21 protein-coding genes, 1 tRNA gene and 1 pseudogene are annotated in these 20,728 nt (G+C 58.9%); 10 read left to right on the top strand and 13 right to left on the bottom strand.

The window, feature by feature from the left end; genetic code table 11:
- Positions 1–50: 50 nt before the first annotated feature.
- The 5 genes from gbpA to DBR02_RS13090 form a co-directional block, all read right to left on the bottom strand.
- A complete protein-coding gene (gene gbpA / locus DBR02_RS13070; RefSeq protein WP_107534546.1) occupies positions 51–1,502 on the bottom strand; it encodes an N-acetylglucosamine-binding protein GbpA in 1,452 nt (483 codons plus the stop codon).
- Positions 1,503–1,640: 138 nt separating this feature from the next.
- A complete protein-coding gene (gene ridA, locus DBR02_RS13075; protein ID WP_107534547.1) occupies positions 1,641–2,027 on the bottom strand; it encodes a 2-iminobutanoate/2-iminopropanoate deaminase in 387 nt (128 codons plus the stop codon).
- 73 nt (positions 2,028–2,100) lie between these two features.
- The gene (gene pyrI, locus DBR02_RS13080; protein WP_010427352.1) at positions 2,101–2,562 is read right to left on the bottom strand and encodes an aspartate carbamoyltransferase regulatory subunit; all 462 of its coding nucleotides are present in this window, start codon (positions 2,560–2,562) and stop codon (positions 2,101–2,103) included.
- A gap of 12 nt (positions 2,563–2,574) precedes the next feature.
- Positions 2,575–3,507 carry an aspartate carbamoyltransferase gene (gene pyrB, locus DBR02_RS13085; protein ID WP_063867237.1) on the bottom strand — a complete coding sequence of 311 codons (933 nt, stop codon included), beginning with the start codon at positions 3,505–3,507 and terminating at the stop codon, positions 2,575–2,577.
- Positions 3,508–3,541: 34 nt separating this feature from the next.
- Positions 3,542–3,646, bottom strand: coding sequence for a pyrBI operon leader peptide (locus DBR02_RS13090; RefSeq protein WP_173937195.1), 105 nt, complete (start codon positions 3,644–3,646; stop codon positions 3,542–3,544).
- On the opposite strand from DBR02_RS13090, the pseudogene DBR02_RS13095 reads away from it, so the two are divergent.
- A pseudogene (locus DBR02_RS13095) lies at positions 3,626–3,743 on the top strand (hypothetical protein). The gene DBR02_RS13090 and the pseudogene DBR02_RS13095 sit on opposite strands and share 21 nt — an antisense overlap.
- Before the next feature lie 3 nt (positions 3,744–3,746).
- On the opposite strand, the gene DBR02_RS13100 reads toward DBR02_RS13095, so the two are convergent.
- From DBR02_RS13100 to arcA, 5 genes are all read right to left on the bottom strand, one after another.
- Positions 3,747–4,226, bottom strand: a complete 480-nt coding sequence (locus DBR02_RS13100; RefSeq protein ID WP_028015317.1) for an arginine repressor — start codon at positions 4,224–4,226, stop codon at positions 3,747–3,749.
- 80 nt (positions 4,227–4,306) lie between these two features.
- Positions 4,307–5,710, bottom strand: coding sequence for a YfcC family protein (locus tag DBR02_RS13105; protein WP_107534549.1), 1,404 nt, complete (start codon positions 5,708–5,710; stop codon positions 4,307–4,309).
- A gap of 47 nt (positions 5,711–5,757) precedes the next feature.
- A complete protein-coding gene (gene argF, locus DBR02_RS13110) occupies positions 5,758–6,762 on the bottom strand; it encodes an ornithine carbamoyltransferase (protein WP_107534550.1) in 1,005 nt (334 codons plus the stop codon).
- 25 nt (positions 6,763–6,787) lie between these two features.
- Complete coding sequence (locus DBR02_RS13115) at positions 6,788–7,699, bottom strand: carbamate kinase (RefSeq protein ID WP_107534551.1); 912 nt, start codon at positions 7,697–7,699, stop codon at positions 6,788–6,790.
- A gap of 9 nt (positions 7,700–7,708) precedes the next feature.
- Positions 7,709–8,929: an arginine deiminase gene (gene arcA, locus DBR02_RS13120; protein WP_107534552.1), complete on the bottom strand. Its 1,221-nt coding sequence runs from the start codon at positions 8,927–8,929 to the stop codon at positions 7,709–7,711.
- A 675-nt stretch (positions 8,930–9,604) separates the two neighbouring features.
- Between arcA and DBR02_RS13125 the strand changes: the two genes are divergently transcribed.
- The 5 genes from DBR02_RS13125 (at position 9,605) to DBR02_RS13145 (ending at position 16,383) form a co-directional block, all read left to right on the top strand.
- Positions 9,605–10,057, top strand: a complete 453-nt coding sequence (locus DBR02_RS13125; protein WP_107534553.1) for a YhcH/YjgK/YiaL family protein — start codon at positions 9,605–9,607, stop codon at positions 10,055–10,057.
- Between the two features lie 204 nt (positions 10,058–10,261).
- Positions 10,262–11,170: a 2-keto-3-deoxygluconate aldolase gene (gene yagE, locus DBR02_RS13130; protein ID WP_107534554.1), complete on the top strand. Its 909-nt coding sequence runs from the start codon at positions 10,262–10,264 to the stop codon at positions 11,168–11,170.
- Between the two features lie 14 nt (positions 11,171–11,184).
- Positions 11,185–13,152 carry a xylonate dehydratase YagF gene (gene yagF / locus DBR02_RS13135; RefSeq protein ID WP_107534555.1) on the top strand — a complete coding sequence of 656 codons (1,968 nt, stop codon included), beginning with the start codon at positions 11,185–11,187 and terminating at the stop codon, positions 13,150–13,152.
- Positions 13,153–13,378: 226 nt separating this feature from the next.
- A complete protein-coding gene (locus DBR02_RS13140; RefSeq protein ID WP_107534556.1) occupies positions 13,379–14,761 on the top strand; it encodes an MFS transporter in 1,383 nt (460 codons plus the stop codon).
- A gap of 11 nt (positions 14,762–14,772) precedes the next feature.
- A complete protein-coding gene (locus tag DBR02_RS13145; RefSeq protein ID WP_107534557.1) occupies positions 14,773–16,383 on the top strand; it encodes a glycoside hydrolase family 43 protein in 1,611 nt (536 codons plus the stop codon).
- Here the strand turns inward: DBR02_RS13145 and xynR are convergent.
- The 3 genes from xynR to argL form a co-directional block, all read right to left on the bottom strand.
- A complete protein-coding gene (xynR, locus tag DBR02_RS13150; RefSeq protein ID WP_107534558.1) occupies positions 16,368–17,129 on the bottom strand; it encodes a DNA-binding transcriptional repressor XynR in 762 nt (253 codons plus the stop codon). The genes DBR02_RS13145 and xynR overlap by 16 nt on opposite strands.
- A gap of 186 nt (positions 17,130–17,315) precedes the next feature.
- Complete coding sequence (gene argF / locus DBR02_RS13155; RefSeq protein ID WP_107534559.1) at positions 17,316–18,320, bottom strand: ornithine carbamoyltransferase; 1,005 nt, start codon at positions 18,318–18,320, stop codon at positions 17,316–17,318.
- Complete coding sequence (gene argL / locus DBR02_RS26895) at positions 18,290–18,385, bottom strand: putative translational regulatory protein ArgL (RefSeq protein ID WP_216858841.1); 96 nt, start codon at positions 18,383–18,385, stop codon at positions 18,290–18,292. The genes argF (DBR02_RS13155) and argL overlap by 31 nt, the downstream gene beginning before the upstream one ends.
- 99 nt (positions 18,386–18,484) lie before the next feature.
- Between argL and rraB the strand changes: the two genes are divergently transcribed.
- The 4 genes from rraB (at position 18,485) to DBR02_RS13175 (ending at position 20,659) form a co-directional block, all read left to right on the top strand.
- Entirely contained in the window at positions 18,485–18,910 is a 426-nt protein-coding gene (gene rraB, locus DBR02_RS13160; RefSeq protein ID WP_107534560.1) for a ribonuclease E inhibitor RraB, read from the top strand.
- Positions 18,911–18,956: 46 nt separating this feature from the next.
- A complete protein-coding gene (gene miaE, locus DBR02_RS13165) occupies positions 18,957–19,715 on the top strand; it encodes a tRNA isopentenyl-2-thiomethyl-A-37 hydroxylase MiaE (RefSeq protein WP_107534561.1) in 759 nt (252 codons plus the stop codon).
- A gap of 30 nt (positions 19,716–19,745) precedes the next feature.
- Positions 19,746–20,468: a hypothetical protein gene (locus tag DBR02_RS13170; RefSeq protein ID WP_063867263.1), complete on the top strand. Its 723-nt coding sequence runs from the start codon at positions 19,746–19,748 to the stop codon at positions 20,466–20,468.
- 106 nt (positions 20,469–20,574) lie between these two features.
- Positions 20,575–20,659, top strand: a tRNA-Leu gene (locus DBR02_RS13175).
- Positions 20,660–20,728 lie beyond the last annotated feature (69 nt).

Genomic DNA, 20,728 nt, shown 5'->3' on the forward strand with positions numbered 1-20,728 from the left:
CGGTGGCGTGTAGGCCCGGCAAACGAAGTGCCGCCGGGCGTAAAGGCTACTCAGTTCTTCAGAACCCATGCCTCTTTCCAGTGTGCGCCAACGCCTGGCTCATACTGGTTTGCGGTTGGGCTGTACTGTACGCAGTAGCCGCTGTACGGGAAAGGCTTACATTCGTAGGTCTTACCGTCTTTAGGCTGAAGTACCACGGTACCTGCCTTGTAAGACGCGATATTGTCCGGGAAGGTAAAGTCGTGGTGACCGGTGCTGTCCGCGGCTGCATCGCTTTCCAGCATCAGGTTCAGCACGTCCTGCGCGAACATCGTGCCGTCTTTATTGGTCGCGTAGTATTTCAGCATGTGGTGGCCGGCGGTCACGTCGGTCAGGGTCATGGTGACGTCCTGATTGCTATTGTTCATGTCCTGCTTCAGGTAGCCTTTTTCCGCACCGTGGTGGTTCATCACGTGTGCTTCAAAATTCACGTCGCCCTGCGTATTCACGTGGAAGGTCACGGTCGCGTTGCCATGTTCGATTTTGCTGTATTGCAGATCGGTAACGGCGATGCTCTCGCTCACCTGCGCTTTCTGCTCTTCATAAGAGATAGCAACGGACTGTAAGGTGCTGCCGTCTTTCACGAAGACGCTGTTAGCGCCGTGAACCGGGCTGATGTCACCGGCTTCATCCTTCACGCCGACGCGCACGTCGTGCTGCGCGGTGTTGATCTTCTGCGCCAGATCGTAGGACCACTGGTTAGCGTCGCCCTGCTCAGCAGAGCCGATGGTCATCTCGGTGCGCATGGCGGTCACTTCGCCGTGGGCGTCGAAGAAGCGTGCGATAACTTTATCGCCCACGTTCAGGTTATTACCGGCAATCTGGCCGCTCAGGGTTTTGCTCCACTCGGATACGATCGCAGGCGTTTCGTCCGGGGTCACGTTGCCGCCATTGCCGAAATCAACTTCGATAGCCTGATAGAAGCTGTTTGAGGTATCTGCAATTTCCCATACGCCGTAAATGACCTGATAGCCCGTGCGCTCAGGAACATTACAGGTCATGGATTTAGTTACGGCTGGCGCCTGGCTATTTCCGTTAATTGTACAGAACGGGGTTAATTCAAACTGATCGCGAGTGAGCGGCTTATTTGGGTCCCAGTTTTGTTTGGTAATGTAATAACGCCAGTTGGTGGTTTTGTGCGGCGCAGTATGGTGCCAGACAAATTCATGCGGGCCCGCGGTCATTGGGTTTTTAGTCCACGCATTCAGGCTCTGCTTATCCAGCTGAGAGTATTGAGAGATACCCGCGCTGGCGAGGTGTCCGTCTGCTGGCTCTGCCCCGGTCGGGAAGCCGGAGGTTTTCTCTACGCTCTGCGGTTCATACTGTACGGAGCCGCAATCAATATTTTGACCCAGCTTACACATATAGGCGCGGCTGGCAGGAGATTCAATATATCCGTGGGCAAATGCGGAAGACGCAACGGTCAGTGTTGCGAGCGCAAGTGCGATTTTTGAAAGTTTCATTACTCATCCATAAAAAGAGAATATTACTAGGCGGGGGGATTCTAATAATCGGACAAGTAATATGTCATTTCGTACAGAGAGTAAAAATGGTCGCAATAATAAAGGCAGCGTGCGCTGCCTTTTATTTATTGAAATAAATTAGCGACGTACGGCGATCGCTTCAATTTCAATTTTCACGTCTTTTGGCAGACGCGCTACTTCCACGCAGGAGCGCGCCGGGAAGGTGGCGTTGTGCTCGGTGAAGAACGCTTCGTACGTGGCGTTAACGGTGGCGAAGTCGTTCAGATCTTTCACGAACACCGTCGTTTTGACGATATCACCCACTTTCAGGCCCGCAGATTCAATGATAGCCTGCACGTTTTCCAGCGACTGACGCGCCTGCGCCGCCACGTCGGCCGGTACTTCACCGGTTTTCGGGTTTACCGGGATCTGGCCAGAGGTGATGATCATGCTGCCCAGATCAACGCCCTGAACGTATGGGCCAATGGCCGCTGGTGCATTTTCCGTCGCGAGTACTTTGCTCATTTTTTCTCCAGAATTACAGCGTTAAGAATGTTCCCGGCCATTATAACAGCCGGGATTTCATTACCAACCTCAATTAGTTGGCCAGCACCACATAATGGGAAAACTCTTTTTCGCAGTATTTGCATTTGAGCGCGATGTCATTGGCGCGCTTTTTCACTGCAAAGCTGGAGGAGACCGGCTCGGCGTGGCTGATGCAATTGCTGTTCGGGCAGACCAGCACGCTTTCGATACGCTCCGGCAGGCTCGGGCGGGATTTGCCCACCACGTCGTAATCGTCGATGCGGTTAACCGTGGCGTCCGGCGCGTACAGCGACAGCTGGTTGACCTGCTCGTCGGTCAGGAAGGTGTTTTCGATTTTGATCAGATCTTTACGGCCCATTTCGCCGGACGGCAGGTTCAGGCCGATGGTGATGCGCTGGTCGGTTTCGGTCAGTTTGAACAGCGTCAGCAGCTTAAAGCCCACCTGCGCAGGGATGTGGTCAATCACGGTGCCACGCTTGATGGCTTCAACCTGGAGTTTGTTATCGTGTGTCATGGTCGTCTCCCCTTACAGAGCTAATTCGCGATTCAGAACCAGTGCCAGTAACGCCTGGCGAGCGAAGATGCCGTTCCCGGCCTGCTGGAAGTACCAGGCGTGCGGCGTTTTATCCACGTCGGTGGCAATTTCATCGATGCGCGGCAGCGGGTGCAGCACCTTCATGTTGTCGCGCGCGCCGTCGAGGTCGCTGGCGCGCAGTACGAACTGCGCCTTCACGTTGGCGTATTCGGACGGATCCAGACGCTCTTTCTGCACGCGGGTCATATAGAGAATATCCACGTTGCCCACCACCTCTTCGATGCTGGCGTGCAGGCTCCACGCAATGCCTTTCTCGTCCAGCATGTCGAGGATGTACTGCGGCATCGCCAGCGCGTCCGGGGCGATGAAGAAGAAGCGGTTGCCGCTAAATTTCGCCAGCGCCTGGGTCAGGGAGTGGACGGTGCGACCGTACTTCAGGTCGCCGACCATGGCGATGTTCAGGTTCTCAAGCGTGCCCTGCGTCTCCTGAATGGTGAACAGGTCCAGCAGGGTCTGCGTCGGATGCTGGTTGGCGCCGTCACCGGCGTTCAGCACCGGAATGCCGCCGGAAAACTCGGTTGCCAGGCGCGCCGCACCCTCCTGCGGGTGGCGCATCACAATCGCGTCCACGTAGGTGCTGATCACTGAAATGGTATCCGCCAGGGTTTCGCCTTTTTTGCCCAGCGACGTGTTGCTGCTGTCCGAGAAGCCCACCACGCTCGCGCCCAGGCGGTGCATGGAGGTTTCAAAGGAAAGGCGGGTGCGCGTCGACGCTTCAAAGAAACAGCTCGCGATCACCTTGTGCTTCAGCAGCTCCGGCTGCGGATTGGCCTTCAGTTTTGCCGCGGTTTCCAGAACCAGTTCCAGCTCTTCGCGGCTGAGGTCGTTTATGGAAATGATGTGTTTTTGATAAAGCGGATTCATGTTTATCTCCTGACGCCGGGCAAAAAAAAGCCCCTCAAATGAGGGGCTCTGGGAATAGGTCTAGCAACGGGAAGAAAAACGGCAGGCCAGCGTCTGATTTCAGACGCGGTAAGACGTTATGTCGTACACGCTTGACCATGCTTCCTCCCGGCAAATTGTCGGGCATTATACGCAGCTCGTTTTTGGGATCAAGCGATTTAATGCACGCTTTACTCAATGCAAACGGTTCTTTATGAATATTAATGCATTCTGAGTAAATAATTAATTTGCTTATGCACTAGCGCGGTACGCTTCACCACCCGGGGCGCGACCCAGACGATACTGCTTCCCGCCACCACGCCTAAAATTTCCGGTAACTGGTGATAATCCAGAATACGCGCCACCGCGCGGCCATATCCGGCGACGGTATGAATAAGGATAAATTCGCTATTGTGCTCCACGCTGACCACCATTTCGGAGACGGTGCGCGCGGCGTCGGGGGCAGGGCGCAGCTGGGGATTCAGCGAATAAATCTTTAGCCCTTTGGCATTGCGAATTTTTATGACGCCGAGCAGCTTGAGCAGACGTGAAACGGTGGACTGGCTGATGGTCTCAAAACCCCGCTCCTGCAAGTCGCGGCGGATCTCTTCCTGAGAGAGATAGCTCTTTTCCGCGATCAGACGCTGGCAGACCGTTAGCTGTAGTTGCTCTTTGGGAGAGTACTCTTCGTAATCCATCATAGTTCCCATATCAGTTCCCGAAATAACCGGTGGCACCGCACCGATCCGTAGGCCGGATGAGCGCAGCGCCATCCGGCAAATCACAACAACGCGCCCAGGCTTAACGCCACCATAATCACCACCGTCAAAATCCCCAGCAGCGGCGCGACCCATTTCAGATAGCGCACGTAGGGCACGCGGGCGATAGCCAGCCCGCCCATCACGACGGCAGAGGTGGGGGTGACAAGGTTAACGAGGCCGGACGCCGACTGGTAAGCCGTAACCACCAGGTCGCGGTTGACGTTAGCGAAATCGGCAAGGGGTGCCATGATCGGCATCGTCAGAACGGCCAGGCCGGACGAAGAAGGCACAAGAAACGACAGCACCACCTCCAGCCAGTACATCACGTTAATGAACGCCACCGTCGATAATCCGGTAACCATCCCCTCGGCGCTGTGCAAAATGGTGTGTGTAATCATGCCCTTATCCATCATTACTACGATACCGCGCGCGATGCCGATAATCAGCGCGACGCCCAGCAAATCTCGCGCGCCGTTGATAAACGTCGACGTCAGCTCCTCTTCGCTCATGCGGGCGATAAGCCCAACGATAATGGCGCTGGCGAGGAACACCGCCGAGATCTCTGCCATCCACCAGCCCCGCACCGCCACGCCGTAGATCATCACCGCGAAGGCGAGGGCGAAGATCGCCAGGATGAGTTTGCGCACCGGGGTAAATTCCAGCGACTGCTCGCCCTTGTTGCCGAGAAAATGGGCGCGGTTCTCTTCCTGTTTATCCGCCACGATCGACAGCGACGGATCTTTGCGCACCTTGCGGGCATAACGCATCACCCACGCCACGCAGATGATCCAACCGATGACCAGCAGCGCGATGCGCAGCATGATCCCGTTGGTGAAGGGGATCCCGGCGGCGTTGGCGGCGATCACCGTGGCGAACGGGTTTATAGTAGAGCCGAGCGTGCCGATCCCGGCCCCGAGCAGCACGGTGGACGCGGCAACCACCGGATCGAACCGCGCCGCCAGCATCACCGGCACCAGTAAGGTATAGAAGGGCAGCGACTCTTCGGCCATGCCGTAAATGGTGCCGCCTGCGGCAAACAGCGCCATCAGGATCGGGATCATCCACTCTTCGCGCCCGCGCAGCTTAGTGGTGACGCGCTCGATCCCGGCGTCAATCGCTCCGGTTTTGGTGACGATCCCGAGAAATCCCCCGATGATCAGAATAAACAGCGCGACGTCGATCGCTCCGGCCTGGCCGGATTCCGGATCGTACAGCCCGGCTATCGGGGCCATCAGCACCGACACCAGCCCCTGCGGGTGCGATGCCACGTGCGCATAGGTGCCGGCAACCGGCACCTCTTTGCCGAGCGCCTCGTTCATCGCCATGTGGTACTGCCCGGCCGGAACAATCCACGTCAGCACGGCCACCACGGCAATCAGAAAAAAGAGAATGGTGTAAGCGGAGGGAAACTTGAACTTGCCCATGATGTTCTCCTGAAACCCGGCGCACCTCGCGGCGCGCCGGGCGGTGATTAGTCGCCGAGTGTCGCCACCATGACCGCCTTAATGGTGTGCATGCGGTTTTCTGCTTCGTCGAAGACGATGGAGTTCGGTGATTCAAAGACCTCTTCCGTCACTTCCAGCCCCTTCAGGCCGTACGCCACCTCGATTTCGCGCCCCACTTTGGTGTGCTCGTTGTGGAACGCGGGCAGGCAGTGCATGAACTTGACGTTCGGGTTGCCGGTGGCCTTCATCACGTCCGCGTTGATTTGATACGGCTTCATCAGGCTGACGCGCTCGGCCCAGGCCTCCTTCGGTTCGCCCATGGAGACCCACACGTCGGTGTAGAGGAAATCGGTGCCGTGCACGCCTTCTTCCACGTCGTCGGTGAGGGTGATGCGCGCGCCCGTCTCTTTGGCGATGGCGCGGCACTGCTCAACCAGCCCGGCTTCCGGCCAGAAGGATTTCGGCGCCACAAGACGGATATCCATCCCCATCTTGGCCGCGCCGACCATCAGGGAGTTGCCCATGTTATTCCGCGCGTCGCCCAGGTAGGCAAAGCTCAGCTCCGGCAGGGTTTTGCCCGGGGAGTGCTCCAGCATGGTCATCAGATCCGCCAGAATTTGCGTTGGGTGAAACTCGTCGGTCAGGCCGTTCCACACCGGCACGCCCGCGTACTCGCCCAGCTCCTCGACGATGGCCTGGCCGTAGCCGCGGTACTCGATGCCGTCATACATGCGGCCCAGCACGCGGGCGGTGTCTTTCATCGACTCTTTGTGACCGATCTGCGACCCGCTTGGGCCGAGGTAGGTGACCTGCGCGCCCTGGTCAAACGCGCCCACTTCGAAGGCGCAGCGGGTGCGGGTGGAGGTTTTTTCAAAGATCAGGGCGATGTTTTTTCCGACCAGCGTCTGCTTTTCGCGCCCGGCTTTTTTGGCCGCCTTCAGCTCGATGGCGAGGTCGATCAGGTACTGAATTTCCGCCGGGGTGTAGTCCAGCAGTTTAAGGAAGTTGCGGTTTTTCAGGTTGATGGTCATGGGTAAATCCTTTTTAAATGAGTGCTCAGTTACGAATCAGCGTGCCTTTCTCGCCCGCCAGGATCTCCGCGCCGTCGGCCAGCGCGCCGATCCCGGCAATCCCGCCGCAGGCCTCAACAAATTCGCGGCAGGCGGCGACCTTCGGCCCCATCGATCCGGCGTCGAACGTCATGTCTTTAAGCAGTTCCGGCGTCACCTGCGCCAGCGGGCGCTGGGTCGGCTTGCCCCAGTCGAGGTACACCGCGTCGGCATCGGTGAGGATCAGCAGGGCATCGGCCTCGATCTGGCGCGCCAGCAGGGCGGCGGAGAGGTCTTTGTCGATCACCGCCTCAACGCCGCGATAGCCGTTGGCGTTTTCCACTACCGGCACGCCACCGCCGCCGTTGCAGATGACCAGGTGGTCACGCTGGATCAGCGCCGTAATGGCGTCGCTCTCGACGATGCGCTTCGGCTGTGGAGAGGGCACAACGCGGCGGAAATAGGCGCCGTCGGCCCTGAACGTCCAGCCTTTTTCTGCGGCCAGCGCTTTCGCCTGGGCTTCGCTGTACACCGGGCCGATGTATTTGGTCGGGTTGCTGAAGGCCGGATCGGCGGCGTCCACCTCTACCTGGGTGAGCAGGACGCTCACCTCACGCTGCGGCAGATTGTTTTTCAGCGCCTGCTGGAGCATGTAGCCGATCATCCCCTGGCTTTCCGCGCCGAGAACGTCCAGCGGGTAGGGCGTCACTTTGTCGTAGGCGCTGTTCTGCAATGCCAGCAGCCCGACCTGCGGCCCGTTGCCGTGCACCAGCACCACGCGCCACTGTTCTGTTAATCCGGCGATGGTGCGGGCGGCCTGCTCGATGTTCTGACGCTGAATATCCGCTTCCAGCGGCTCGCCGCGCTTGAGCAGCGCGTTGCCGCCCAGGGCCACAACCAGAGTGGGTTTTCGTTCCATGATGGCTCCTTAAATTCCGTCGCGTTCCAGTGGGCAGCTCATGCAGCGCGCACCGCCGCGACCGCGTCCCAGCTCGTCGCCGGGGATCGGCAGCACGGTGATGCCCGCTTTGTCGTACTTCTCGTTGGTCCAGACGTTACGCTCGTAGCCGATCACCACGCCCGGGCGGATGGTCAGAACGTTGTTGGCGTCGTTCCACTGCTCGCGTTCGGCTTCAAAGGCGTCGCCGCCGGTAGTGATCAGGCGGACCTGGTTAATGCCGAGGGCTTTCTCGATGGCGTGCAGCAGGTCGGTTTCCTGCGTGCGCAGCAGGCCGCCGCGTCCGTCCGGGGTGAGCGTCCAGCACTGGGCGTCTTTACGCACCACTTCCGGATAGACGGAGAAAGTGTCCACGTCGATATGGGTCATCACCGTATCGAGGTGCATGCAGGAGCGGTGTTTTGGCAGCTCAACGGCAATCACGCGCTCGGCCTGGCGGTGTTTGAACAGGCTGTTGGCGAGGAACTCAACGCCCTGCGGCGTCGTGCGCTCGGACATGCCGATCAGCACCGCCCCGCGGCCAATCACCAGTACGTCGCCGCCTTCTAAGGTGGCGTGGTCGTAATTAATATTCTCGTCGCCGAAATACTTAATAAAATCGCCGTCGGCAAATGCCGGATGCCAGCGATATATCGCGCGCAGATTATTGGTTTCACGCTGGCGGGCGGGTTTCGCCATCGGGTTAATGGACACGCCGTTATAAATCCAGCAGGAGGTATCGCGGGTAAATAAGTGGTTCGGCAGCGGCTTCATAATAAAATCATTCGCCGTGTGGGTATCCACCACCATATTTTTAATGGCTGCCGGAATTTCGCCGTAGGTTAATCCCCCGCTTAATCGCCGCGCCAGTTCGCGGTGCGGCATATCCGCCAGCCAGCCGCGCACGTCGCCGGCAAAGGTTGGCCCGAGGCGATAGTCGGAAATTTGCGTTTCAAGAAGCCAGGCTTTCGCATCTGCAATATCAAGCGTTTGCGTGAGCAGGTCGGTCAACAGCAGGACTTCCACACCCTGCTCGCGCAGCGTGTTTGCGAAGATGTCATGCTCTTCACCCGCCCGTTCAACCGACAGTACATCATCAAACAACAGCTCCTGACAGTTTGAGGGGGTTAACCGCTTCAGGCTTAAATTAGGGCGGTGCAGCATAACGCTACGCAATTGACCAATTTCAGAACCGACGTAATGCTTTTCCATAATTATTCCTTTAACTGTTTTTCAGAATAAAAAGGGCATGCGCCATGTGATGTGTTTAATTACATGGCGGCTAAGCTCAATTGATTTCGTGATTTATAGTAGGCGCTTAAATAACGGTTATTGTGACATTGCTCACGCGAAAACCGATATTAAGGCGTTTGTTTTCATTTGCATGATTCGCATCAGATAATGATTAAATTGTTATTACTGGAGGATGAATAGCTAAGCGGAAACGGGTGGCATTATTTGAGGTTGTTATTATTTTGTAGAATTAAATATTTGGACATATTTATTTATACTGTTGATTTTAAACGATAAAATATCAAGGTGAGAATGGCTATGCAATTAATGCAATTAACTATTTTGGACTTAAGAAAAATCAATAAATAATTATGGTGTTATAAAGGAAATAACCAGAGTGGTAAAGTGTGACGTGGCCGCAGGTTTTGTGTTTTAGGCTGTAATTTCAATTGGTTATATTGATTCAGTGGCGCGAGCCGGGTGAGGTTATGCATAACCACTGCATAAATGCCTGACTGCTATTAACAGCAAATTAACACATTTCCCGATAAACATGCGCTTGCGCAAAAGTTGCCTAAAAAGGGCTGGCGGGGGGAGAACAATTTTCGTATAAAAGATGGAAATGAAACAGTGTTTTAATTTGAGGGCTATACCATGATCGTGGGCAACATTCATCATCTCCAGTCCTGGCTACCAGAAGAACTGCGCCAGGCCATTGAGCACGTTAAGGCGCACGTTACCGACGCGACGCCGACCGGCAAGCACGACATCAACGGCGTCCGCCTGTTTTATCTGGTGTCAGAAGACATGACCCAGCCTTTCGCCGAGCGCCGCGCCGAGTACCATGCGCGCTATCTGGATATCCAGATCGTGCTGAAGGGTCAGGAAGGGATGACGTTCAGCACCCTGCCGCACGGTACGCCGGACACCGACTGGCTGGCGGACAAAGACATCGCGTTCCTGCCGAAAGGCGAGCAGGAGAAAACCGTGGTGCTGAGCGAAGGGGATTTCGTGGTGTTTTACCCGGGCGAAGTGCATAAGCCGCTGTGCGCGGTGGGGGAGCCTGCTAAGGTCAGAAAAGTGGTTGTTAAAATGCTGGTGGAGTAATTCTTTACCCCTCACCCTAACCCTCGCCCCTTTGGGGAGAGGGCCGGATGAGGGGCGAGCGGGCAATATGTGATCCAGCTTAAACTTCCTACACTCCTTCTTCCCTTCTCATTTACCTCTCCTTTTTCTGCGTCATAGTATGATCGTTAAATTAATGAACACTGTTCTATAATGTAGAACAAAATGATTCAACAAGGAGATCTCATGCCGCAGTCCGCGTTGTTCACGGGAATCATTCCCCCTGTCTCCACCATATTTACCGCCGACGGCCAGCTTGATGAGCAGGGCACCGCCGCGCTGATCGACGACCTCATCGCTGCGGGCGTTGACGGCCTGTTCTTCCTGGGCAGCGGCGGCGAATTCTCCCAGCTCGGCGCCGAAGAGCGTAAAACCATTGCCCGCTTTGCTATCGATCATGTCGATCGCCGGGTGCCGGTGCTGATCGGCACCGGCGGCACCAACGCCCGGGAAACCATTGAACTCAGCCAGCACGCGCAGCAGGCGGGCGCGGACGGCATCGTGGTGATCAACCCCTACTACTGGAAGGTGTCGGAAGCGAACCTGATCCGCTACTTCGAGCAGGTGGCGGACAGCGTCACGCTGCCGGTGATGCTCTATAACTTCCCGGCGCTGACCGGGCAGGATCTGACTCCGGCGCTGGTCAAAACCCTCGCCGACTCGCGCAGCAATATTATTGGCATTAAAGACACCATCGACTCCGTCGCCCACCTGCGCAGCATGATCCTCACCGTTAAAGCCGCTCATCCGCACTTCACCGTGCTGTGCGGTTACGACGATCATCTGTTTAATACCCTGCTGCTCGGCGGCGACGGGGCGATTTCGGCCAGCGGCAACTTTGCCCCGCAGGTGTCGGTGAATCTTCTGAAAGCCTGGCGGGATAAAGACGTGGCGAAAGCGGCTGAGTATCATCAGACCCTGCTGCAAATACCGCAGATGTATCAGCTGGATACGCCGTTTGTGAACGTCATTAAAGAGGCGATTGTGCTCTGCGGCCGCCCGATTTCCACGCACGTGCTACCGCCCGCGTCAGCGCTGGACGAGCCGCGTAAGGCGCAGCTGAAAACCCTGTTACAACAGCTCAAGCTCTGCTGAGCCGGACGATACCGATGACCATTGAGAAAATTTTCACCCCACAGGACGATGCGTTTTATGCGGTGATCACCCACGCGGCGGGGCCGCAGGGCGCGCTGCCGCTGACCCCGCAGATGCTGATGGAATCCCCCAGCGGCAACCTGTTCGGCATGACGCAGAACGCCGGGATGGGCTGGGACGCCAATAAGCTGACCGGCAAAGAGGTGCTGATTATCGGTACCCAGGGCGGTATTCGTGCCGGGGACGGGCGCCCGGTTGCGCTGGGCTACCACACCGGACACTGGGAGATCGGCATGCAGATGCAGGCGGCGGCGAAGGAGATCACGCGCAACGGCGGGATCCCGTTTGCGGCCTTCGTCAGCGATCCGTGTGACGGGCGCTCGCAGGGCACGCATGGCATGTTTGATTCCCTACCGTACCGCAACGACGCGGCGATCGTCTTTCGCCGCCTGATCCGCTCCCTGCCGACGCGCCGGGCGGTGATCGGCGTGGCCACCTGCGATAAAGGGCTGCCCGCTACCATGATCGCCCTGGCTTCGATGCACGACCTGCCGACTATTCTGGTGCCGGGCGGGGCGACGCTGCCGCCGACCGTGGGGGAAGATGCGGGCAAGGTGCAGACCATCGGCGCGCGCTTTGCCAACCACGAGCTCTCCTTGCAGGAGGCCGCCGAGCTGGGCTGTCGCGCCTGCGCGTCGCCGGGCGGCGGGTGTCAGTTCCTCGGCACGGCGGGCACCTCGCAGGTGGTGGCGGAGGCGCTGGGACTGGCGCTGCCGCACTCCGCGCTGGCGCCGTCCGGGCAGGCGGTGTGGCTGGAGATCGCCCGCCAGTCGGCGCGTGCGGTGAGCGAGCTGGATAACCGCGGCATCACCACGCGCGATATCCTCACCGATAAAGCCATCGAAAATGCCATGGTGATCCACGCGGCATTCGGCGGTTCCACGAACTTACTGCTGCACATTCCGGCCATCGCCCACGCGGCGGGCTGTACGATCCCGGACGTAGAGCACTGGACGCGCGTCAACCGCAGGGTACCGCGTCTGGTGAGCGTGCTGCCCAACGGCCCGGACTACCACCCGACCGTGCGGGCGTATCTCGCGGGCGGCGTGCCGGAGGTGATGCTCCACCTGCGCGATCTCGGCCTGCTGCACCTGGATGCCATGACCGTCACCGGCCAGACGGTGGGCGAGAACCTCGACTGGTGGCAGACGTCCGAGCGCCGTAAGCGCTTCCGCCAGTGCCTGCGCGAGCAGGACGGCGTGGAGCCGGATAACGTGATCCTGCCGCCGGAGAAAGCTAAAGCGAAAGGGCTGACCTCGACGGTCTGCTTCCCGACGGGCAACATCGCGCCGGAAGGATCGGTGATCAAGGCCACGGCGATCGACCCGTCGGTGGTGGATGACGATGGCGTTTACCGCCACACCGGCCGGGTGCGGGTGTTCGTCTCGGAAGCGCAGGCGATCAAGGCCATCAAGCGGGAAGAGATTAAGCAGGGGGATATCATGGTGGTGATCGGCGGCGGGCCGTCCGGCACCGGCATGGAAGAGACCTACCAGCTCACCTCCGCGCTGAAGCATATCTCCTGGGGAAAAACGGTGTCGTTAATCACCGATGCGCGCTTCTCGGGCGTGTCGACGGGCGCCTGCTTCGGGCACGTGTCGCCAGAGGCGCTGGCGGGCGGGCCGATTGGCAAGCTGCGCGACAACGACATCATCGAGATTGCCGTTGACCGCCTGACATTATCAGGCAGCGTGAACTTTATCGGCACGGCGGATAACCCGCTGACGCCAGAGGAGGGCGCGCGCGAGCTGGCAGGGCGGCAGACGCACCCGGACCTGCACGCCCACGACTTTTTGCCGGACGATACCCGGCTGTGGGCGGCATTGCAGTCGGTGAGCGGCGGCACCTGGAAAGGCTGTATTTATGACACCGATAAAATCATCGAGGTAATTAACGCCGGTAAAAAAGCGCTCGGACTTTAATTATTTTGTGAGATAAAACCGTCTGCGGAAAATAATCCGCGGACGGCTTTTTCACATCTGTAATTTACCATTTAAAACAATGGTTTGAGATATATCGTTGGCGTCACAAAAGCAAAATAACGTAATTCAGAAATAAGATATGACCATTGCTGGTTAATTGAACAGCTCATTACACTCCATTAACACGATGTTGTAATTCAGCACACTACCAAAGGGTGTAATTCTGATGACGCAATTAACCATGAAAGACAAAATTGGCTACGGGCTGGGTGACACCGCCTGCGGCTTCGTCTGGCAGGCCACGATGTTCCTGCTGGCCTATTTCTACACCGACGTGTTTGGACTCTCCGCGGGCATAATGGGCACGCTGTTTTTAGTCTCCCGCGTGCTCGACGCCGTGACCGACCCGCTGATGGGGCTGCTGGTAGACCGCACCCGCACGCGGCACGGCCAGTTCCGCCCGTTCCTGCTGTGGGGCGCCATCCCGTTTGGCATCGTCTGCATGCTGACCTTCTACACGCCGGACTTCTCCGCGCAGGGCAAAATCATCTACGCCTGCGCGACCTACATTCTCCTGACTCTGGTTTACACCTTCGTTAACGTCCCGTATTGCGCCATGCCGGGGGTGATCACTGCCGACCCGAAAGAGCGCCACGCCCTTCAGTCCTGGCGTTTCTTCCTCGCCGCGGCGGGCTCGCTCGCCATCAGCGGCATCGCGCTGCCGCTGGTCAGCATCATCGGCAAGGGGGACGAGCAGGTGGGCTATTTTGGCGCCATGTGCGTGCTGGGGCTGACCGGCGTGGTGCTGCTCTACGTCTGCTTCTTCACTACCAAAGAGCGCTACACCTTTGAGGTGCAGCCGGGCTCGTCGGTGGCGAAAGATCTCAAGCTGCTGCTCGGCAACGGCCAGTGGCGCATCATGTGCGCGTTCAAGATGATGGCGACCTGCTCCAACGTGGTGCGCGGCGGGGCGACGCTCTACTTCGTGAAATACGTGATGGATCACCCGGAGATGGCGACCCAGTTTTTACTCTACGGCAGCCTCGCCACCATGTTCGGCTCGCTCTGCTCGTCCCGCCTGCTGGGCCGCTTTGACCGGGTCACCGCCTTCAGGTGGATCATCGTCGCCTACTCGCTCATCAGCCTGCTGATTTTCTTCACCCCGGCCGAGCACATCGCGCTGATTTTCGCCCTTAACATCCTGTTCCTGTTCGTCTTTAACACCACCACGCCGCTACAGTGGCTGATGGCCTCTGACGTGGTGGATTACGAGGAGAGCCGCAGCGGGCGTCGCCTCGACGGGCTGGTGTTCTCGACCTATCTGTTCAGCCTGAAGATTGGCCTGGCGATTGGCGGGGCGGTGGTGGGCTGGATCCTGGCCTGGGTGAACTACTCCGCCAGCAGCAGCGTGCAGCCGGTTGAGGTGCTCACCACCATCAAAATTCTGTTCTGCGTGGTGCCGGTGGTGCTCTACGCGGGCATGTTCATCATGCTGTCGTTCTACAAGCTCACCGACGACCGCGTGGAGGCCATCAGCCAGCAGCTGATCAAACACCGCGCGGCGCAGGGCGAGGCCGTACCCGACGCCGCGACAGCCGCATCCCATTAACCGGAGGCAACATGGAAATTACTAACCCGATCCTGACCGGCTTCAACCCGGACCCGTCCCTGTGCCGTCAGGGCGAGGACTACTACATCGCCACCTCGACCTTCGAGTGGTTCCCGGGCGTGCGCATCTACCACTCCCGCGACCTGAAAAACTGGTCGCTGGTCAGCACCCCGCTGGATCGCGTGTCGATGCTGGACATGAAGGGTAACCCGGACTCCGGCGGCATCTGGGCGCCGTGCCTGAGCTACGCCGACGGCAAATTCTGGCTGCTCTATACCGACGTGAAGATTGTCGACTCGCCGTGGAAAAATGGCCGCAACTTCCTCGTCACCGCGCCGTCCATCGAAGGGCCATGGAGCGAGCCGATCCCGATGGGCAACGGCGGGTTTGACCCGTCCCTGTTCCACGACGACGATGGCCGCAAGTACTACCTCTACCGTCCGTGGGGGCCGCGCCACCACAGCAACCCGCACAACACCATCGTGATGCAGGAGTTTGACCCGCAGACCGGCACGCTCTCGCCCGAGCGCAAAACCCTGTTTACCGGCACGCCACTCTGCTACACCGAAGGGGCGCATCTTTATCGCCACGCGGGCTGGTACTACCTGATGGTTGCCGAGGGCGGCACCAGCTACGAACACGCCGTCGTGGTGCTGCGTTCCAAAAATATCGACGGGCCCTACGAGCTGCACCCGGACGTGACGATGATGACCAGCTGGCACCTGCCGGAGAACCCGCTGCAAAAGAGCGGCCACGGCTCGCTGCTGCAAACCCATACGGGAGAATGGTATATGGCCTACCTCACCAGCCGCCCGCTGCGCCTGCCCGGCGTGCCGCTACTGTCCTCCGGCGGGCGCGGCTACTGCCCGCTGGGGCGCGAGACCGGCATCGCCCGCATTGCGTGGCGCGACGGCTGGCCGTATGTGGAAGGCGGCAAACACGCGCAGCCGACCGTGCCCGGCCCGCAGGTGGCGGAGCAGCCCACAGCCGATCAGGGTAACTGGCGGGATGACTTCGACGACAGCACGCTTGACCCGCAGCTACAGACCCTGCGCATTCCGTTCGACGACACCCTCGGCTCGCTCACCGCGCGCCCAGGCTACTTACGGCTCTACGGCAACGACTCGCTCAACTCGACCTTCACCCAGTCGACCGTGGCGCGCCGCTGGCAGCACTTCACCTTCCGGGCCGAGACGCGGATGCAGTTCTCGCCGGTTCACTTCCAGCAGAGCGCGGGGCTGACCTGCTACTACAACAGCAAAAACTGGAGCTACTGCTTTGTGGACTACGAGGAGGGGCAGGGGAGAACCATCAAGGTGATCCAGCTCGACCACAACGTACCGTCGTGGCCGCTGCACGAGCAGCCCATTCCGGTGCCGGAACATGCGGAGAGCGTCTGGCTGCGCGTGGACGTGGATACGCTGGTCTACCGCTACAGCTACTCGTTCGACGGCGAGACGTGGCACGCCGTGCCGGTGACGTATGAGGCGTGGAAGCTGTCGGACGACTACATCGGCGGGCGCGGCTTCTTTACCGGCGCGTTTGTGGGGCTGCACTGCGAGGACATCAGCGGCGACGGCTGTCACGCGGACTTCAACTACTTCACCTACGAGCCGGCATAGCCCAGCGCGCGTGAGAGCTCGAGCCCGGCCTGCTGAAGCTGCTCGCGGAAGCGGGCCAGCTCGGCGTCGTCCACGCGGGAGGTGAGCGTCGACAGGCTCAGGGCGGCAATCACGCGGGATTCGTGGTTCCACACCGGCACCGCCACGCAGCGCACGCCCTGCTCGTTCTCTTCGCTGTCCAGGGCATAGCCCCGCTCGCGGGTCTGCGCCAGGGCGGCCATTAAGGCTTCACGAGAGGCGAGGGTGGAAGGCGTAAAGGTGGTGTACTGATAGCCCTCCAGCAGGGCGTTCAGCTCGGCCTCGCCCAGCCAGGCAATCAACACCTTGCCGATGGCGGTGGCGTGAACCGGCAGGCGGCGGCCGATGCGCGAATAGGCGATGGCGGCCAGCTTGCCTTCAATTTTCTCGATATAGACCCCTTCACGCCCGTCCAGGATCCCCAGATGGGTGGTCTGCCCGGTCCGCTGTGACAGCTCCGTCAGCCAGCCTTTCGCCTTCTGGCGGATATCGATGGAGCCCACGACAAAATGACCGCGCTCGACCAGCTTCATGCCGAGGCGATATTTCCCGTTCTCCGGATTCTGATCGATATAGCCGTGAAGCTGGAGGGTTTTCAGCAGCGAGTGGAGGGTGCTCTTGCTCAGCCCCATCAGTTTGCTGATGTCGGTGATCTTAAGCTCGGTGGCCTGCTCGTTGAACAGGTCGAGGATCTGCAACGCACGTTCAACAGACTGAATAATCGGCATAATGCTGGCATGTCCACGCTGGAATGAAGGCGAAAACGTACCTTTTTCGGGGTGAAAAATCAATGAAGGGGAGCCGGTTTGCCCGGCGGCGCTTCGCTTGCACGGGCCTACGGGACTTGTAGGCCGGGTAAGCGCAGCGTCACCCGGCAAGAAGAGCGCACCGAATCAATAACGTGGGAGAGGGGATCACTCCCCAAGCGTCGCCACCATCACCGCCTTAATCGTATGCATCCGGTTTTCCGCCTGGTCAAACACGATGCTCGCCGCCGACTCAAACACCTCGTCCGTCACCTCCATCCCGCCGTGCAGGTCGAACTCCTTCGCCATCTGCTTGCCGAGCGTGGTCTGGTCGTCATGGAACGCGGGCAGACAGTGCAGGAACTTCACGTTCGGATTGCCGGTCAGCGCCATCATCTGCGCGTTCACCTGATACCCCCGCAGCAGCGCAATCCGCTCCGCCCACTTCTCTTTGGCTTCGCCCATCGACACCCAGACGTCGGTATAGATAAAGTCCGCGCCCTTCACGCCCGCCGCCACGTCTTCCGTCAGGGTGATTTTGCCGCCGTGCTTCTCCGCCAGCGCGCTGCACTCCGCCACCAGGCTCTCTTCCGGCCAGCAGGCCTTCGGGGCCACCAGGCGCAGATCCAGCCCGGTCAGCGCCGCCGCTTCCAGCATCGAGTTGCCCATGTTGTTGCGCGCGTCGCCCGCGTAGACCAGCGTCATCTCGTTAAACGCCTTGCCCGGCAGGTGCTCCTGCATGGTCAGCAGGTCCGCCAGCAGCTGCGTCGGGTGGAACTCGTTGGTCAGCCCGTTCCACACCGGCACGCCCGCATACTGCGCCAGCGTTTCGACGACGTCCTGGCCGTGACCACGATACTGAATGCCGTCGTACATCCGCCCGAGTACGCGCGCGGTGTCCTTAATTGACTCTTTATGCCCAATCTGGCTGCCGCTCGGCCCTAAATACGTAACGCGAGCGCCCTGGTCAAATGCGGCAACTTCGAAAGAGCATCGTGTACGGGTCGAGTCTTTTTCGAAGATGAGCGCGATGTTTTTACCGGTAAGCTTCTGTACTTCCTTGCCCTTTTTTTTATCGGCCTTGAGCTGTGCGGCAAGGGTCAGCAGAGAAGTGAACTGTGCAGGGGTAAAGTCGAGCAATTTCAGAAAGTGTTTCTTGTACAAATCGGCCATTTTATCCTCGCATGGCAAACGCCAATTATTGAATTAAAATTCACTTTATATGTGTAATTATTCATTTGCAACCCCGTTTCATAAATCTTTCCAACAAAGGTGGAGGCAAACCCGTCCGTGTGTGAAAATAGAAGTATCTGCCGCACTTTAAAGAGGATTGAGCCATGGCAAACCCGGAATTACTGGAAGAGCAACGCGAAGAGACGCGTCTGATTATTGAAGAACTGCTGGAAGACGGTAGCGATCCGGACGCGCTGTACACCATCGAACACCATTTCTCTGCGGACGACTTTGAAGCGCTGGAAAAAATGGCCGTGGAAGCCTTCAAGCTGGGTTACGAAGTGACCGAGCCTGAAGAGCTGGAAGTGGAAGAGGGCGACACCATCATCTGCTGCGACATCCTGAGCGAAGGCGCGCTGAAGGCGGAGCTGATCGACGCGCAGGTCGAACAGCTGATGAACCTGGCCGAGAAGTTTGAAGTGGAATACGACGGCTGGGGAACCTACTTCGAAGATCCGAACGGTGAAGACGGCGAAGAAGGCGACGACGAAGATTACGTCGACGAAGACGACGACGGTGTGCGTCACTAAGTGATTCAGGCGGTGGCGCGCGCCACCGCTTTTTCAAGGCAGAACCATGGATTACCCGCAGATACTCGCCCCCGTACTCAACTTCCTCCAGTGCCCGACCCCGCAAGCATGGATTGATAAAGCCCGAGACCCGGCGAACCTGCCGCTGCTGCTCACCGACCACATGGTGTGCGAGCTCAAGGCCGCCCAGACCGCGCTGCTGCTGGTGCGTAAATACGTCGCCGATGAAAGCGGTGCCGACGCGCTGCTCGACTGGCTCAAGCCCTACGAACAGTTCACCTTCCGCGACGGTCCGGAGCCGGACTTCATCGCCCTGCACAGGCAGATTGGCAAAAGCGTGATGCCCAAAACCGACGACCCGTGGGGCCAGGCGCTCATCGACAGCATGGTGCTGCTGATTAAAGAGGAGCTGCACCACTTCTGGCAGGTGCGCGAGGTGATGCTGGCGCGCGACATTCCGTACGTCAAAATCACTGCCAGCCGCTACGCCAAAGGGATGCTGAAGGAAGTGCGCACTCACGAACCGCTGACGCTGATCGACAAGCTCATCTGCGGCGCCTACATCGAAGCCCGCTCCTGCGAACGCTTCGCCGCGCTGGCCCCGTTCCTCGACGACGATTTGCAGAAGTTCTATCTCTCGCTGCTGCGCTCGGAAGCGCGCCACTATCAGGATTACCTGACGCTGGCCCGGCAGGTAAGCGACGACGATATCTCACCGCGCATACAGCATTTTGGCGAAATTGAAGCCACACTTATCTCGACACCGGACCACGAGTTTCGCTTCCACAGCGGCGTGCCGGTGTAAAACGGCATAACGCAAGGATAAGGATGCGAGATGAAAAAAACGTGGATCAGTACGGTCATTGTTGTTGTCGCGGCTGCCGCCGTGGCGTTCTGGGTCTTCTTCGACAGGCAGCGCGCTCCGGAAGCGCAAATTGATACCGCCCTTAACGCGATGCCCGCCTGGCAGGTGATTAAGGAGCAGGAGCCTGTGCTGCATCAGCGCATCCTCGACCAGATGGCCGCCCTGCAAAAGGCCGGCGAGCCGGAGCAGCACATTATCGACACCATCCAGCCGCAGATCCTGCATTTGCAGATGACGCGCCTGCAAAATGCCCCGGACGCCAACGTGGTGAACTACATGACCATCAACATGGAGCAGACCGCCGCCATCCAGAAGGTGAGCGACGACGCCTGCTTCCGCTTCCTCTACCCGATGGTGAAGGGCGGCATCAACCCGATGCGCATGCTGGATAAAGACCTGATGACCCGGCGCATGCAGGCCGATGCCGACATGATGCGCGCGGCCTACGGCAAAAACCGCCACACCGTGACCCAGGCCGAACGCGAGGCGGCTGTCGAGGATGTCCGACCGATTATGAAGGCGCTTGCCGATAAGTACGGCGAGGACATCCAGCTGTTGCAGATGCCGGAGAAGGCGGAAGGCAAGGAAAAGCTCTCCTGCGATATGGTGCAGGCGATGTGGGCAAAGGTGCTGGCGCTGCCGGAGCAGAAGGCGGCAGGGGTGATTCGGCTGGCAGTGTCTGAGCTGGAGTGACGAAGGTAGCTGGTTTTTTGGGCACTTAGCGCGGGTTTCGCGCGTCGTCGCTTGCATGGCGGCGCGCGACAGGTATAATCCACAACGTTTCCGCATCCCCTTCAGTGCCGAAGTGGCGAAATCGGTAGACGCAGTTGATTCAAAATCAACCGTAGAAATACGTGCCGGTTCGAGTCCGGCCTTCGGCACCATCGGAACATCAATAGACGTCAACGGACGTCTTTTTTTGTGCCTGAAATCCAGTATCCGCAAGGCTTTCC

The sequence above is a fragment of the Enterobacter cloacae complex sp. genome (assembly GCF_900322725.1).
Classification (GTDB): Bacteria; Pseudomonadota; Gammaproteobacteria; order Enterobacterales; family Enterobacteriaceae; genus Enterobacter; species Enterobacter quasihormaechei.

What these genes read in the sequence shown, in the direction of transcription:
- gbpA (WP_107534546.1), bottom strand. Translation starts at nt 1,502, where the DNA reads ATGAAACTTTCAAAAATCGCACTTGCGCTCGCAACACTGACCGTTGCG.
- ridA (WP_107534547.1), bottom strand. Translation starts at nt 2,027, where the DNA reads ATGAGCAAAGTACTCGCGACGGAAAATGCACCAGCGGCCATTGGCCCA.
- pyrI (WP_010427352.1), bottom strand. Translation starts at nt 2,562, where the DNA reads ATGACACACGATAACAAACTCCAGGTTGAAGCCATCAAGCGTGGCACC.
- pyrB (WP_063867237.1), bottom strand. Translation starts at nt 3,507, where the DNA reads ATGAATCCGCTTTATCAAAAACACATCATTTCCATAAACGACCTCAGC.
- DBR02_RS13090 (WP_173937195.1), bottom strand. Translation starts at nt 3,646, where the DNA reads ATGGTCAAGCGTGTACGACATAACGTCTTACCGCGTCTGAAATCAGAC.
- DBR02_RS13100 (WP_028015317.1), bottom strand. Translation starts at nt 4,226, where the DNA reads ATGATGGATTACGAAGAGTACTCTCCCAAAGAGCAACTACAGCTAACG.
- DBR02_RS13105 (WP_107534549.1), bottom strand. Translation starts at nt 5,710, where the DNA reads ATGGGCAAGTTCAAGTTTCCCTCCGCTTACACCATTCTCTTTTTTCTG.
- argF (WP_107534550.1), bottom strand. Translation starts at nt 6,762, where the DNA reads ATGACCATCAACCTGAAAAACCGCAACTTCCTTAAACTGCTGGACTAC.
- DBR02_RS13115 (WP_107534551.1), bottom strand. Translation starts at nt 7,699, where the DNA reads ATGGAACGAAAACCCACTCTGGTTGTGGCCCTGGGCGGCAACGCGCTG.
- arcA (WP_107534552.1), bottom strand. Translation starts at nt 8,929, where the DNA reads ATGGAAAAGCATTACGTCGGTTCTGAAATTGGTCAATTGCGTAGCGTT.
- DBR02_RS13125 (WP_107534553.1), top strand. Translation starts at nt 9,605, where the DNA reads ATGATCGTGGGCAACATTCATCATCTCCAGTCCTGGCTACCAGAAGAA.
- yagE (WP_107534554.1), top strand. Translation starts at nt 10,262, where the DNA reads ATGCCGCAGTCCGCGTTGTTCACGGGAATCATTCCCCCTGTCTCCACC.
- yagF (WP_107534555.1), top strand. Translation starts at nt 11,185, where the DNA reads ATGACCATTGAGAAAATTTTCACCCCACAGGACGATGCGTTTTATGCG.
- DBR02_RS13140 (WP_107534556.1), top strand. Translation starts at nt 13,379, where the DNA reads ATGACGCAATTAACCATGAAAGACAAAATTGGCTACGGGCTGGGTGAC.
- DBR02_RS13145 (WP_107534557.1), top strand. Translation starts at nt 14,773, where the DNA reads ATGGAAATTACTAACCCGATCCTGACCGGCTTCAACCCGGACCCGTCC.
- xynR (WP_107534558.1), bottom strand. Translation starts at nt 17,129, where the DNA reads ATGCCGATTATTCAGTCTGTTGAACGTGCGTTGCAGATCCTCGACCTG.
- argF (WP_107534559.1), bottom strand. Translation starts at nt 18,320, where the DNA reads ATGGCCGATTTGTACAAGAAACACTTTCTGAAATTGCTCGACTTTACC.
- argL (WP_216858841.1), bottom strand. Translation starts at nt 18,385, where the DNA reads ATGAATAATTACACATATAAAGTGAATTTTAATTCAATAATTGGCGTT.
- rraB (WP_107534560.1), top strand. Translation starts at nt 18,485, where the DNA reads ATGGCAAACCCGGAATTACTGGAAGAGCAACGCGAAGAGACGCGTCTG.
- miaE (WP_107534561.1), top strand. Translation starts at nt 18,957, where the DNA reads ATGGATTACCCGCAGATACTCGCCCCCGTACTCAACTTCCTCCAGTGC.
- DBR02_RS13170 (WP_063867263.1), top strand. Translation starts at nt 19,746, where the DNA reads ATGAAAAAAACGTGGATCAGTACGGTCATTGTTGTTGTCGCGGCTGCC.